Source organism: Providencia sp. PROV174 (genome assembly GCF_028480685.1).
GTDB lineage: Bacteria > Pseudomonadota > Gammaproteobacteria > Enterobacterales > Enterobacteriaceae > Providencia > Providencia rettgeri.
This window is the reverse complement of sequence record NZ_JAMPOT010000002.1, coordinates 12,180-26,194: the sequence shown is the minus strand read 5'-3', so window position 1 is coordinate 26,194 and position 14,015 is coordinate 12,180. Positions and strand designations below refer to the sequence as shown.

Here is a 14,015-nt window from a genome sequence, read left to right as displayed (position 1 = left end):
ATAAAAATAGTTAGGACAAATATACGCGAACAGTGTGAATTTATACAGTGCTAATTATTAGAAATGGCTGTAATACTCAATAAAGCAGATGCTGCACTTTGACCTTGTAATAGGCTTTGGGTATCGCCATCGTAAGCAATTTTGCCCTCTGCAATAACCAGTGTTCTCGGGGCAATTTGTAGGGCATCATCAACATTATGAGAAACCATTAGCAGTGTGATTGATTTTTTCGCACAAATTTCCTTGAGTAATAGTAGCATTTCTCGGCGTAATGCAGGGTCGAGAGCAGAAAAGGGTTCATCAAGCAGTAAAATCGGTTGGTTACGGATCATGCAGCGTGCTAATGCCGCACGTTGGCGTTGCCCTCCCGACAGTTGCGCCGGTAACCTATCTAAACATTCACTCAGGCTGACACGGCTCGCCATTTGCTCAACTCGCTGAATTTGTGTTTTATTGAGGCGCAAATTGGGTTGTAAGCCAAGGCCAATATTTTGCCGGATCGTCAGGTGTGAAAATAGATTATTTTCTTGAAATAGCATAGAAACAGGGCGCTTAGCGGGTGGGCTAAAGGTATGGTCTTCGCCATTGAGCACAATCGTACCGCTATTGGGAAATTGAAAGCCACTAATCAAGCTTAATAGCGTACTTTTCCCTGCACCACTTGGCCCCATAACGGCAACAGATTCACCAGATTGAACAGAAAAATCAAACGACATTGTCAGGTTGTCGTATCGGTAATCTAGCTGAGTCAATTTAATCATGATGTTTTCCTGAAATACGTTCAATCAAGCTAAATAAGCAAAAACAAAGCAATAACAATAGCATGGCTGTCACAGCGCCATCGTTTGATCGGTAAGCCCCTATTTGCTGATAAAGATAATAAGGGAGCGTGCGGAAGTTATCATTGCCAAATAACGCGACGACACCAAAATCACCAATTGAGATAACACAGGCAAACGCAAGAGCTTGGGCGATTGGTTTGCGTAGTGCTTTCAGTTCAATAATTCGCAAGCGATTAAAACCCGAAATATCGAGTGATTGGCATAGCGGGTTATAGCGCTCAGCACTGTCTCGCATGGGGTTTTCTAATACTTTTAACGCATAAGGAATGGCCAGCAAAGCGTTAGTCATGATAACTAATGGGTAAGGGGATTCAGGTAAGCCTATCGTTTCATTAAAAAAGATAAAAAAACCTGTTGCGAGGACGATACCCGGCATGGCTAAAATAATTAACCCGCTAAGTTCTAAGGCTTGTCCTAGACGAGCAGCTTGACGTAAGCGCAATTCACGGCTACTCCATAATAACATTAAGGTTAGTACTACACAGACAGCGCCAGCACACAATGCAATAAACACCGAGGTTGCCGTGGCTTGCCATAAGGCGGGTTGCTGCAATACCGCCCAAAGTTGACCATTTAATCCATCGAAAATAACCGCGAACAGCGGGGGGAGTAGTAATAGCATGGCAGCGGCAATGAGCAACAAATCACGAATGCGGCGAAACGCGTTATCAGCAGGGTCAACCCATTGGGTCTGATGACTAAAACCAACAGAAAATACACTATTTACTCTGTGACAGATAAACATCAAACCGACACAAAAGAAGAGTTGAATTAATGCTAAAATAGTGGCCCGACCTAAATCAAAATCATAATTAAGTGCTTGGTAAATAGCCAATTCGATGGTGGTAGCTGCTGGGCCACCTCCCAACGCGAGAACAGTCGCAAAGCTGGCAAAGCACAGCATAAAAATTAACGCAGCAGTGGGTAATATTTGCCTCCGTAAATAAGGCCATTCTAAAATAGTAAATTGCTGCCACTCATTAAACCTCAGTTGTGCTGCGATTTGCCGTTGCTCAATAGCGATATTTTCTAACGATTGTAATAGCATACGCGTTGCTAACGGCATATTAAAGAAGACATGTGCTAGCAAAATACCCTTTAGGCCATAAGGCGAAAAACTGTAATTAAGCCCCAGTAATTGGCACAGTTTAGCCAGCCAACCGGTTTGCCCGTAAACTGATAAAATACCAAATACGGCAACTAACACCGGAAGAACCAGCGTCATTGCACATAAGCGTAAAAATAGAGTTCGTCCAAAAAAACGACGGCGATGCAATGCTCTGGCGAGAAAAATAGCAGGGATTACAGAAAAAGTAGCGGATAAAAAAGCCTGCCAAAAAGTAAAGCCAATCACATGCCACAAATAGCTATCGCTGATAATATCAGCCATTGAAATTTCAGGTGCAAAAAACCACAGAGCACCAAAACTAATGAGTGCAACGGTAACCAGTAAACCGGAGGCCAATGCCCCCGGTAGTAGAGACAAATTAATTAGCGACTGACGGCGGTTTGCCATAAACGAGTCCAATTTTGGCGTTCTTTGGCCACTTCTTGAGAACTAAATTGCAAGGCTTTTTCAGGCAGAGGTAACTGGTTATAGACTTCAGGTAAGGGAATATCAATGACCGGATACATCCAGTTAGTTGTTGGTAAGGTATTTTGGAATTCAGGGGTTAAGACAAACTGTAAAAATTGTTTTGCCAATTCAGGCTCTGGACTGTTTTTTAGCCTTGCAGCCACTTCAACTTGCATGTAGTGCCCTTCACTAAATAAGGCGGCAGCATAATTATCTTTTTGGTCATTGAGTATTTGGTAGCCCGGTGATGAGGTATAACTGAGTACAAAATCACCTTCTCCTTTTAAGAATAGGCCATAAGCTTCGCTCCAACCTTTTGTTACGGTAAGCGTTTTACCTGCCATTTTTTGCCATGCATCAGCAGATTTTTCGCCATACAGCTTTTCAATCCATAACATCAAGCCAAGTCCAGGGGTACTGGTTCGAGGGTCTTGGTAAATAATTTTCCAATTATTTTCACTATTTAATAATGCATCCATACTGGCTGGTGGTTGTTTAATTTTATTAGTGTCGTATATGAATGCGAAGTAACCATAATCATAGGGAATGAAAATTGAGCTATCCCATGAAATAGGGAGTTTTAATGCCTTGGTATTAATATCAGCAGGGGCAAACAGGCCTGTTTTTTCAGCAGAATCTAATAAATTATTATCTAACCCTAAAATCACATCCGCTTTGCTTTTTTTTCCTTCCATTCTGAGCCTGTTTAGCAGCGCTACGCCATCCCCCAGTGCGACTATTTTTAATTCACAATCGCACTGCGCTTCGAAATTCTTTTTAATTTGTGGGCCCGGTCCCCACTCTGCCGTAAAGGAATCGTAGGTATAAACAGTAAGCGTTGGTTTATCAGCCCATGCCAATTGACTTAAACTGAGTGCACTAAAGGTAAGAATAGATGCTATAATTTTGTTTTTAAACATGCTTTTTCCTGCGCTAAAAGATAGTGACACAGGATTTGAGGATGAACCGGTGCAGGTATGCAGGCGGTGGCTCAAATCCCTACGCCGGTATTAACCGGATCAGGTTCTACGGGTTATTTCTCAGCCTAAATAAATTCGGCACCCCGTTGAGATGTTCACTATTGTAGTGACTTCAGACATATCTGCAAACTGTATTGATATAGGTTTACCAGTTTAGGTATGTGTGAAACAATTAGGCATCTTTCAAATTTGGTTATTGAGGTAGTCTGTGATTGATGATGATGGCTACCGCCCGAATGTAGGAATTGTAATTTGTAATCGGCAAGGGCAAGTTTTATGGGCCCGCCGCTATGGTCAGCACTCATGGCAGTTTCCTCAAGGAGGCATCAATCCCGGGGAATCGCCGGAACAGGCGATGTATCGTGAGCTATACGAAGAAGTCGGGCTACAGCGTAAAGATGTCAGGTTATTGGCATCTACCCGTAATTGGTTACGTTACAAATTACCCAAGCGTTTGGTGCGTTGGGATACAAAACCTGTTTGTATTGGGCAGAAACAGCGTTGGTTTTTACTCCAACTTCAATGCAATGATGCCGATATAAACGTGCAGCGCAGTAAATCGCCAGAATTTGATGGCTGGCGATGGGTCAGTTATTGGTATCCTGTTAGGCAGGTAGTTTCTTTTAAACGCGAAGTTTATCGGCGTGTTATGAAAGAATTCGCCCCCGTAGTTATGCCTTTACAGGAACAAAAATTACCGCAACGACCCACTTTTAATAACCGTAGGCGTGGAGCAAAGTAGCCTATGTTGATGCGTTTACGTGAAATTGTCGAAAAAGTTGCAATGGCGACAAGTTTGACTGATGCGCTAGAAGTGTTGGTGAATGAGACTTGCAAAGCAATGAGAACAGACGTTTGTTCCATTTATTTAGCTGATCACCCTCGCCAATGCTATTACTTAATGGCAACCCGCGGGTTAAAAAAACCTAGCGGGATTGCTATTCGTCTAGGATTTGATGAAGGTGTCGTAGGCGCGGTAGGGCGCCAATCTGAGATGCTCAATCTAGCCGATATTCGTGAACACCCTCAGTATAAATTCCTGCCTCAGCTTAAAGAAGAACGCTTGAGAGCTTTCTTAGGTGTTCCCGTGGTCTATCGTCGCCAATTATTAGGCGTGCTGGTGGTACAGCAGCGGGAAAAGCGGCTGTTTAATGAAACCGAAGAATCTTTCATGGTCACATTGTCAATGCAACTGGCTGTGATTTTGTCACAAGCACAAGCGAAAGGTATTTTTGGGCAATATCGGCAAAATAGAATTAAAGCGATTCCGGTATCACAGGGAATTGCAATGGCTTATGGGTGGCAAGATAGCTCCCAACCTTCTTTAGATAGTATTTTTCAAGCTAGTGCTATTGATATCGATAAAGAAAAACAACGGCTTGTTGCCGCTCTCGAGAGTGCCACAGCGGAATGTCGTCGTATTAGTAAGCGTTTTATGGCTAGCTCAGCAAAAGAAAGTGCTGCGATTTTTGATCTCTATAATCATCTACTTAGTGACCCTCAACTAAAAAAACACCTGTTTGCCGCTATTAATGACAATGCAACCGCTGAATGGGCGGTTAAAACGGTTATTGAAAATTATGTGGAGCAGTTTTCTCGCCTGCGTGACCTCTATCTAAGGGAAAGAGGGGCAGACTTAAAAGCATTAGGTCAACGCTTATTGTTTCATCTTGATGATTCACTTACCGCAAATGAACAATGGCCAGAACGCTTTATTTTAGTTGCTGATGAATTAAGTGCTAGCGTATTGGCTGAGTTGCCTATTGAGCAACTTGCCGGTGTGGTCGTGCGTGACGGAGCAACACATTCTCATTCCGCGATTTTAATCAGAGCCATGGGGATCCCTGCAATTATGGGGGCTGATATTGAGCCTTCGTTATTACATAACCGCCATTTAATATTGGATGGATACCGTGGTGAGGTCTTTATTGAACCTGAAAATTTAATTGTTCAGGAATATCAACAAATTATTGAAGAAGAAAATGCCATTAGTCGCTTAGCTGAAGGGACTCTTGAGCAAGATGCAATGCTTAAAGGCGGCGAAAAAGTTCATATATACCTTAATGCAGGTTTAAGCCCACGTTACGAGCAACAAATCAATACTGGGGTTGATGGTGTTGGTCTGTATCGTACGGAACTGCCTTTTATGCTGCACAATGGTTTTCCCTCAGAAGATGAGCAGAAACAGCTCTATAAAGAAGTTTTACAACTTTTTCCTACCAAGCCTGTTGTATTAAGAACCCTTGATATAGGGGCAGATAAACAGCTGCCATATATGCCAATTAGCGAAGAAAACCCAAGCTTAGGCTGGCGTGGTATTCGTATCATGTTGGACCAGCCCGAGATCTTTTTGATTCAGCTAAGGGCTATGTTACGGGCAAATACACTTTCGGGTAATTTACGTATTTTATTACCGATGGTGACCAGTGTTAATGAGATAGACGAAGCAATTTCGCTGGTTAAAAGAGCAAGAGAAGAAGTGAGTGTTTTATTAAAAATGCCAGTTGAGATGCCTCAAATAGGTATTATGCTTGAAGTTCCTTCTTTACTGTTTTTACTACCTGAAATTAAAAAACGTGTTGATTTTATCTCTATTGGGACTAATGACTTTACACAATATTTACTTGCTGTTGACCGTAATAACACCCATGTAGCAGCGCTATATGATAATCTTCATCCCTCAGTTGTGCGCTTTTTAGCAAAAGTAAGCGAAGAGTGCCAACGGCTGCAGCTCCCTGTCAGCGTTTGTGGGGAAATGGCCGGGCAGCCACTTAGCGCAATGGTATTAATTGCCCTTGGGTATCGTTCTTTAAGTATGAGTGGGCGTAGTGTTCCTCGCATGAAATATTTAATCCGCCAACTTGACCCAGCCTTAATGTCGGAGTTAGCACCGAAGTTATTGGCTGCAGAAACTTGTGATAGCGTTAGGCAAGAAGCCAGTGAGTTTATGGAACAGCACCGTTTAGGTGGTTTTGTGCGTGGTGGAATTTAATTTACAACAAGATGAAGTATTTAATTTGGTTTAGGTTGAAAAATATCAAGTATAAATGACGATACTTTTTGTTGTATGCTTCAGGGTGCTTCACAAATTGAAGTCTGTTGAATACGTAATAGTCGACGAGTAGTTGGCTTAATGATTAAAAAGTGGGGAACAATGAGTAACAACTACTTAGCATTTCCGGAAATAGATCCTGTTATGTTTTCGATTGGACCAGTATCGTTACACTGGTATGGTTTTATGTACCTTGTTGGCTTTGTTTTTGCCCTTTGGCTTGCAGGGCGTCGCGCTGCAAAACCAAATAGTGGCTGGACAAAAAATGAAGTAGAAAATTTACTGTATGTTGGCTTTGTTGGCGTATTTGTCGGTGGCCGGCTAGGTTATGTTTTCTTCTATAATCTCCCTGTTTTTCTTGACGATCCTCTATATCTCTTTAAGGTTTGGGATGGCGGTATGTCCTTCCATGGGGGGCTAATCGGTGTGATATGTGCCATGATGTGGTTCGCTCATCGTACTCGCCGTCGTTTTCTGCAAGTTTCTGACTTTGTTGCACCATTGATTCCATTTGGTTTAGGAATGGGGCGTATCGGGAACTTTATTAATGGGGAGTTATGGGGACGAGTTACACTTGATACGCCATGGGCATTTTTGTTCCCACATTCACGTAGTGAAGATATCCAACTCGCTGCCCAAGACCCTTCGTTATTACCCATATTAGAGCAGTATGGTGTGCTACCAAGACATCCATCACAACTTTATGAAATGTTCTTAGAGGGAATTGTTTTGTTCCTTATTTTGAACTTATTTGTGCGTAAACGCCGCCCTATGGGGAGTGTTTCCGGGTTATTCTTGATTGGTTATGGTGCATTTAGGATTATCGTTGAATTCTTTAGGCAACCGGATGCACAGCTTGGTTTATTTGGTGGTATTAGTATGGGGCAAATTCTATCAATCCCAATGATTATTATTGGCATTCTAATGATTGTCTGGGCTTATAAATATGGTAAGAATGTGCCAGCCCATAAGCCATTAAAAGAGCCTAAAAAGAGTTAATTAGTCCATTTATTGGGGCTAACTTAGTCTGTTGAGTATAACTATTTTGTAAATAAAACAATGAAATACAACAAGGCGAAGGTTAGCCACTTAGTTATTTTTGAAAAAGAGAGTCACTATGAAGCCGTATCTTGATTTATGCCAGCGTATTATTGATGAGGGCCAATGGGTTGAAAATAAACGTACAGGTGTTCGTTGTTTAACCGTTATTAACGCTGACCTTGAATATGATGTTGGTAATAATCAATTTCCCTTGATTACGACTCGTAAAAGTTTCTATAAAGCGGCGATAGCTGAGCTTCTTGGCTATCTCCGTGGCTATGACAATGCAGCTCAATTTCGTGAAATTGGTTGTAATACTTGGAATGCTAATGCAAACGAAAACCAAGCATGGCTGAATAATCCCCATCGCAAAGGTGAAGATGATATGGGGCGTGTATATGGCGTTCAAGGGCGCTCATGGCAACGCCCAGATGGAACACATTTAGATCAGCTGAAAAAAGTCGTCAATAACTTAAAAAATGGTATTGATGACCGTGCGGAAATCATCACTTTCTATAACCCTGGTGAATTTGAAATGGGCTGCTTGCGTCCCTGCATGCATACTCATACTTTTTCACTACTGGGTGATACGCTGCATTTAACATCTTACCAGCGTAGCTGTGATGTTCCGCTTGGTTTAAATTTCAATCAAGTACAATGTTTTGTTTTACTCGCTCTAATGGCTCGTATTACAGGGCATAAAGCAGGTAAGGCTTATCATAAAATTGTGAATGCACATATCTATGAAAACCAATTACCTTTAATGCGTGATGTCCAACTAAAACGTGAGCCTTTTGCTTCTCCTTCATTGATTATTAACCCCAAAATTAAGTCATTAGAAGATCTCGAAACATGGGTAACTTCAGATGATTTTATCCTTGAAGGGTACCAGTGCCATGAGGCTATCAAATATCCATTTACTGTTTGATTAGTGAATAAATTTTTTACAAAGATGGTTTTATTGGAAAACCATCTTTGTACTATTTTTTAATTTCCCATTAATTTCCCTCCTTTATCAATCTCATCATCCTTGATGCAATTTATCTTGGCTTATAAGTCATTTACTTTCGTGTATTTATTTTGATTGAACTATTTCTTTGCGAGGCGCTTCGCAAATTGAGTTGTATTGCTCTGAATCTATCTATTTTGTTGCGAAACGTTATGCAGTTTGTAATGACAAACCTCGCTATATCGTTTTTTTTTTGGCAATCTCAGGCTTGCGTATGAAAAAAGTGGAGTCACAACAAGATGAGAATTGATTCAAATACAGCACAGCGTGGTTTCACCTTAATTGAAATTCTTATTGTTTTATTTATTTGCTCTTTCATTATGTTGTCCGGTTTATATCAATGGCAACAGCAGGTAGAAAGACAACGGTTAATCGATGCTGCTAGGCAAGTATCTGAGTTTATTTATAGCCAAATGACAGAAGGGGTTTATTTAAATAGGTACCAAATATTATCGGTTAAGGTTGGGAAAGGTGATTGGCAGCTTATTGTTAAGGATGCAAATAACAAGCAGCAAGTTGGTAAGTTAACAGCAGAAAGGCACCAGGGAATAGATCTCAGCAAAGCGAGCCGTACTTCAATTCAGTTTTATGGAAAACAGGGAACTATTCGTGCTTTCAGTATAGAGCTAAGAAATCAGAGTGAGCAAATCACAATTTATATTTCTTCATTAGGTCGTATAAGAAGCTGTAGCCATAAAAAAATGGCCGGAGTGCCGAAATGTTAATCCTCTTAACTAACGATAAATTAAAAAAGCAGCAAGGATTTACGCTAATTGAAATGTTGATGGCAATGGCTATCAGTAGCATTGTGTGTGTATCAGCGATGAACGCCATTCCCGCATTATTTAAACAAACTTATCGATCTTATATTCAATATCAAATAGACAGGGATATAAGACAAACATTGATAAACATGGAAAAAGATTTTAGAAGAATTGGTTATTGCAGTAGCCTGAATTGTGGAAAGGAGCCTTTAAAAATTGCATCTAAGGCTTTAAGCCAAGGGAACAATTCATGCATTATTTTTGCTTATGACCAAGATTTATCAGGTAGCTGGGAAAATGTTAAATCTAAATCAATAGATTCTGATTATTTTGGTTATCGGTTAAATAATGAAAAATTAGAAACCAATAGGAATGTTAGGGATTGCAATGGAATGCGTTGGCAATCGCTATTTGATGAGAAGCTAATCAAGGTTAAAAAATTAGTATTTAATTGGCGGGAAAATGTGCAATTACTTGAAATGGAAATTAGCCTTAGAACAGAGTTATTACCTAATCAAACATTTAATTATCGAATAGCGGCCTTGGTTAGAAATTTATGAAGCGCATAGAGCAACAACAGGGAAACGTTTCTCTATTGATGGTTATTATTTTTATCACAATAGGCACATTATTGATTAAATCTGTTCATTTCTTCCAAGAACGAGCTCGAGACGAGCAGCGTAATGAAATCAAGTATTTCGATACATTTAATAAAGCAGAATCAGCCCTTGCATGGGGAGGAACATTGCACTGGGATAGTAAACATAGAGAACTAAGGCATTGGGTTTGCCAGAAAGAGGAAACTCAACAATGGAAAAGTTGTTTAAAACATTATAAAGGGGCGACTTTCTTACTTTCGGGACAAAGCCATTACCGCTCTGAAAATGAGATTAAAGTTTACCGGTGGATGGTATTGGATGTAAATAAACGACAGTTTTTTCCTCGTGAAAAAGGGTGGTTAGATTATTGTCCAGTGATTAAAAAAGGATTTTGCGAGTGAAAATAAAGCAGCAAGGGTTTGCATTAGTTGAAGCAATGATTGGCGTGGTTATTTTTGCTATTTCACTGGTAGCTTTGGTAAACTATTCGCAATATATCATATTGAATTTTAATCAATTGTATATGAACTCGTCGGCAATTAGAGTACTGCATAGCACATTAGAAAAAAGCGTGATGTCAGGGGAACCAATATCAGGGGAGAAAAATTCTTCCATAGGGCCAAATTTGCGTTACCCTGAATGGAAAATGCAAACAGTTCGCATACCACGGGTCGATAACTGTACTGAGTTAATGGTATCGTTAACGGTAAAAAAACAGCCATTTTCATTAAGTCGTTGGTATTGCTCAACAGGAGAGCACTATGTTTCAAGTGTATCATTCTAATCAATTAGATTTATTAAAAGATCTAATGACTCATTTAATGAAAAATGAACCACTTTCTCACCCTTTTGAGCAAGAAATAATTTTAGTACAAAGTCCTGGAATGTCACAGTGGCTACAAATCGAACTTGCTAAGCAGTTTGGTATCGCTGCAAATATTAACTATCCCTTACCTGCAACATTTATTTGGGATATGTTTAGGCGGGTCTTACCTGATATCCCAAAAGAAAGCGCTTATACCAAACAAGCAATGACATGGAAATTAATGACAATATTGCCAACTGTCATTAACGAAGAAGAATTTGAACCTTTAAGGCATTATCTTCAAGAGGATACAGATAAACGTAAGCTGCATCAACTTGCAGGTAGGATTGCTGATTTATTTGACCAATATTTGGTATATCGCCCACAATGGGTTGAAATATGGCAAAAAAATGAATTAATAGAGGGGCTAAGTGAAAATCAACTGTGGCAAAAACGCTTGTGGCAATGCCTTGTTGATTATTCAAATGAATTAAAACAGCCGCCTTGGCACCGAGCTAATTTATATCAACATTTTATAGATACATTATCATCGAATCCTGATTTAGGAAAAATGCTGCCAAAGCGTATTTTTATTTGCGGTATCTCATCTCTTCCACCTGTTTATTTACAAGCAATCAATGCAATAGCAGAACATACAGATGTTCATTTAATGTTCACAAACCCATGTCGTTATTATTGGGGAGACATTCAAAGTGCGTCATTTTTAGCTAGGTTGCAGCAAAGGAAACTTCGGCATTATCTTGACAAACATGAAATTTCTCGTTTTAAACTTGAGGATCATACTCCTAATTTATTTAATGAAAATGGCGAGCAGGATATTGCAAATCCACTGCTTGCATCGTGGGGAAGGCTAGGCCGAGACAACCTATACTTTATTTCTCAAATCGATAGTACTAATGAAATTTCAGCCTATGTTGATACTGAGCGAGCCAATTTATTAGAGAATATCCAGCAGGATATTTTAGATCTCGAAAATCATGCTCAATTAGGGACAACATTAGAAAATTATGAAACGAGTGTGGGTAAGCGGTCAATCAATGAGTTAGATGACTCGATAACATTCCATTTATGCCATAGTGCACAGCGGGAAGTTGAAGTATTGCAAGATCATCTACTTTCTCTCTTTGAGCAAGACCCATCGTTAACACCGCGTGATGTGATAGTCATGGTTGCCGATATCGACAGCTATGCTCCCTATATTCAGGCAGTTTTTGGTAATACAGCATCAGTTCGTTATATCCCTTTTTCAATATCAGATAGGAAAGCGCTACAGGCTCACCCTATTTTACAAGCATTTATTATGCTACTCGATTTACCTCAGAGCCGTTTTTCAACGGAGCAAGTCCTCAGTCTACTTGAGGTTTCTGCTTTTTCTCAACGTTTTGGTATTGATGAAAGTGAGTTAAGTTTATTACGCCGCTGGGTTAATGAATCAGGGATCCGTTGGGGGCTTGATGATGATAATGTACGTTCCTTCGCTTTACCGGTGATAGGGCAAAACACATGGGAATTTGGCTTAAGTAGAATGTTGCTTGGCTATGCAATGGACAGTAGAAATGGCCCGTGGAATGGTATTTTGCCTTACGATGAGTGTAGTGGCTTAGCGGCTCAGCTTGCCGGGAAATTAGCATTATTAATCAATACACTAAGAGAGTGGCGCGCTGTACTAGCACAGGAACGTCCCCTTGCAGAATGGAAAGAACTTTGCCAGCAATTACTTGATAGCTGCTTTATGGTTGATGGTGAAACTGAACTGGTTCTCGCACTATTGACGGAACAGTGGCATCAAATAATTGATAACGCGATAATTTCAGGATATGAAGAGCAAGTTCCGTTACGATTAATTCGTGATGAACTTTCAGTTCGTTTTGATGATGAAAAGATTAGTCAACGTTTCTTGGCTGGAGCCGTTAACTTTTGCACTTTGATGCCAATGCGCTCGGTACCATTTAAGGTTGTGTGTTTACTGGGTATGAATGACGGTGCTTACCCTCGGAATATACCGCCTTTAGGGTTTGATTTGATGGCTGAAAAGCCTGTGCGTGGAGATAGAAAACGCCGGGACGATGATAGATATCTGTTTTTAGAAGCATTGAATTCAGCATCTAAACAACTTTATGTTAGCTATATCGGGCTTTCTATTCGCGATAATCAACCTTGTAATCCATCAGTATTAGTAACTGAATTAATTGATTATATATGCCAAAGCTTTTGTTTAGTTGGCGATGAAACGTTGACCATTGATGAAAGTGCTAAGCGGTTAAGCAAGCATCTGGTCATTCAACATAATAGAGTTCCATTCGCAAAAGAAAATTTCTTACCAGAAACGCCTTATCAGAGCTTCGCGAGCGAGTGGTTACCTGCCGCAAAAACAACAAATAAAGTTGATGAACCATTTTGTTCAGTACTTGAAATTCGTGAACCTATTACAGAAATTTCTTTAGAACAATTATTACGTTTTTATCGTCACCCGATTAGGGCATTTTTCCAACAGCGTTTGAAAGTACATTTTTCTATTGAAGAAACCGAACTGCCAGAAGAAGAGCCATTTAACTTAGGTAGATTACAGCGATATAAAATTAATGATCAAATTTTAGATTTACTTGTCAAAGATAAGAATATTGAGCCTTTTTATTCTGCTTTAAAAGCATCGGGCCAGCTGCCTGCTAGGCAATTTGGTCAACTTTTTTGGGAACAGCAGTTGAACGAAATATCGCCATTAGCTGAAAAAGTTAAAGAATATGATATGCAGCTATTTGATTATCCGTTTGATTTTCAGTTAAATGGGATAAAAATCACAGGGTTACTGAAAAATATTCATGAAACAGGAATGGTACGCTATCGTCCGGCTTACTTAACCGCTAATGATGGGGTGCAGCTATGGGTGGAGCATTTGCTATTTAACTCACAAATTGGTGAAGGGGAAAGCCTTGCACTAGGAAGAGATAATAGTATTTGGCAGTTTTCCGCTATTAACAAAGATGATGCATTGGTTTATCTACAAGATTTAGTCGTAGGCTACTGTGAGGGGTTTAATTCTCCGTTAATTCTTCTTTCTCAAAGTGGTTGGAGTTGGGTTAAGGCCTGTTTTGATAAAAAGACGAAACAGTACGATTTTTTGAGTGAAGAAACTCAGCAAAAAGCATTATCTGCTTTGCTCCAAAACTTACAAGGAAGTCAGATACAAAGAGGCGAGATGGAAGACGATTATGTGTCAAGAGTTTGCAGAAGCATTGATGATGTGATGATTAAAACGTTGTTATCAAACACTCAGCGGTTTTTATTACCGATGACAAAATACTTGAAATGACAGGAGAGCACCAAAG

The 14,015-nt window shown here is 40.0% G+C and carries 12 protein-coding genes and 1 riboswitch; of the genes, 9 read left to right on the top strand and 3 right to left on the bottom strand.

The window, feature by feature from the left end; translation table 11 throughout:
* Positions 1-50: 50 nt before the first annotated feature.
* Genes thiQ through thiB form a run of 3 tightly spaced genes read right to left on the bottom strand, consistent with a single transcriptional unit; the run spans position 51 to position 3,338 of the window.
* The gene (gene thiQ / locus PSE60_RS00355; RefSeq protein WP_272664266.1) at positions 51-761 is read right to left on the bottom strand and encodes a thiamine ABC transporter ATP-binding protein ThiQ; all 711 of its coding nucleotides are present in this window, start codon (positions 759-761) and stop codon (positions 51-53) included.
* On the bottom strand, positions 754-2,358 hold the full coding sequence (thiP, locus tag PSE60_RS00350; protein ID WP_272664265.1) for a thiamine/thiamine pyrophosphate ABC transporter permease ThiP: 1,605 nt from the start codon (positions 2,356-2,358) through the stop codon (positions 754-756). The genes thiQ and thiP overlap by 8 nt, the downstream gene beginning before the upstream one ends.
* Complete coding sequence (gene thiB / locus PSE60_RS00345) at positions 2,334-3,338, bottom strand: thiamine ABC transporter substrate binding subunit (protein ID WP_272664264.1); 1,005 nt, start codon at positions 3,336-3,338, stop codon at positions 2,334-2,336. Before thiB ends, thiP begins: the two co-directional genes overlap by 25 nt.
* Positions 3,339-3,396: 58 nt before the next feature.
* Positions 3,397-3,494, bottom strand: a riboswitch (TPP riboswitch).
* A 112-nt stretch (positions 3,495-3,606) separates the two neighbouring features.
* On the opposite strand from thiB, the gene rppH reads away from it, so the two are divergent.
* The 9 genes from rppH (at position 3,607) to recC (ending at position 13,999) form a co-directional block, all read left to right on the top strand.
* The gene (rppH, locus tag PSE60_RS00340; RefSeq protein WP_004908658.1) at positions 3,607-4,140 is read left to right on the top strand and encodes an RNA pyrophosphohydrolase; all 534 of its coding nucleotides are present in this window, start codon (positions 3,607-3,609) and stop codon (positions 4,138-4,140) included.
* A gap of 3 nt (positions 4,141-4,143) precedes the next feature.
* Entirely contained in the window at positions 4,144-6,390 is a 2,247-nt protein-coding gene (ptsP, locus tag PSE60_RS00335) for a phosphoenolpyruvate--protein phosphotransferase (protein WP_272664263.1), read from the top strand.
* Positions 6,391-6,552: 162 nt separating this feature from the next.
* Entirely contained in the window at positions 6,553-7,449 is an 897-nt protein-coding gene (gene lgt, locus PSE60_RS00330; RefSeq protein ID WP_210835359.1) for a prolipoprotein diacylglyceryl transferase, read from the top strand.
* A gap of 118 nt (positions 7,450-7,567) precedes the next feature.
* Positions 7,568-8,419, top strand: a complete 852-nt coding sequence (locus PSE60_RS00325; RefSeq protein WP_115167802.1) for a thymidylate synthase — start codon at positions 7,568-7,570, stop codon at positions 8,417-8,419.
* A 320-nt stretch (positions 8,420-8,739) separates the two neighbouring features.
* Entirely contained in the window at positions 8,740-9,225 is a 486-nt protein-coding gene (locus PSE60_RS00320; RefSeq protein ID WP_210835358.1) for a prepilin-type N-terminal cleavage/methylation domain-containing protein, read from the top strand.
* Complete coding sequence (locus PSE60_RS00315; protein WP_210835356.1) at positions 9,219-9,824, top strand: prepilin peptidase-dependent protein; 606 nt, start codon at positions 9,219-9,221, stop codon at positions 9,822-9,824. The genes PSE60_RS00320 and PSE60_RS00315 overlap by 7 nt, the downstream gene beginning before the upstream one ends.
* Positions 9,821-10,264, top strand: coding sequence for a DUF2509 family protein (locus PSE60_RS00310; RefSeq protein WP_210835355.1), 444 nt, complete (start codon positions 9,821-9,823; stop codon positions 10,262-10,264). Before PSE60_RS00315 ends, PSE60_RS00310 begins: the two co-directional genes overlap by 4 nt.
* Positions 10,261-10,647, top strand: coding sequence for a prepilin-type N-terminal cleavage/methylation domain-containing protein (locus PSE60_RS00305; protein ID WP_210835354.1), 387 nt, complete (start codon positions 10,261-10,263; stop codon positions 10,645-10,647). Before PSE60_RS00310 ends, PSE60_RS00305 begins: the two co-directional genes overlap by 4 nt.
* Positions 10,625-13,999, top strand: coding sequence for an exodeoxyribonuclease V subunit gamma (gene recC / locus PSE60_RS00300; protein WP_272664262.1), 3,375 nt, complete (start codon positions 10,625-10,627; stop codon positions 13,997-13,999). The genes PSE60_RS00305 and recC overlap by 23 nt, the downstream gene beginning before the upstream one ends.
* Positions 14,000-14,015 lie beyond the last annotated feature (16 nt).

Bases quoted from the DNA above. Each gene is read 5' to 3' on its own strand.
- thiQ (WP_272664266.1), bottom strand. From the start codon at position 761: ATGATTAAATTGACTCAGCTAGATTACCGATACGACAACCTGACAATG.
- thiP (WP_272664265.1), bottom strand. From the start codon at position 2,358: ATGGCAAACCGCCGTCAGTCGCTAATTAATTTGTCTCTACTACCGGGG.
- thiB (WP_272664264.1), bottom strand. From the start codon at position 3,338: ATGTTTAAAAACAAAATTATAGCATCTATTCTTACCTTTAGTGCACTC.
- ptsP (WP_272664263.1), top strand. From the start codon at position 4,144: ATGTTGATGCGTTTACGTGAAATTGTCGAAAAAGTTGCAATGGCGACA.
- lgt (WP_210835359.1), top strand. From the start codon at position 6,553: ATGAGTAACAACTACTTAGCATTTCCGGAAATAGATCCTGTTATGTTT.
- PSE60_RS00325 (WP_115167802.1), top strand. From the start codon at position 7,568: ATGAAGCCGTATCTTGATTTATGCCAGCGTATTATTGATGAGGGCCAA.
- PSE60_RS00320 (WP_210835358.1), top strand. From the start codon at position 8,740: ATGAGAATTGATTCAAATACAGCACAGCGTGGTTTCACCTTAATTGAA.
- PSE60_RS00315 (WP_210835356.1), top strand. From the start codon at position 9,219: ATGTTAATCCTCTTAACTAACGATAAATTAAAAAAGCAGCAAGGATTT.
- PSE60_RS00310 (WP_210835355.1), top strand. From the start codon at position 9,821: ATGAAGCGCATAGAGCAACAACAGGGAAACGTTTCTCTATTGATGGTT.
- recC (WP_272664262.1), top strand. From the start codon at position 10,625: ATGTTTCAAGTGTATCATTCTAATCAATTAGATTTATTAAAAGATCTA.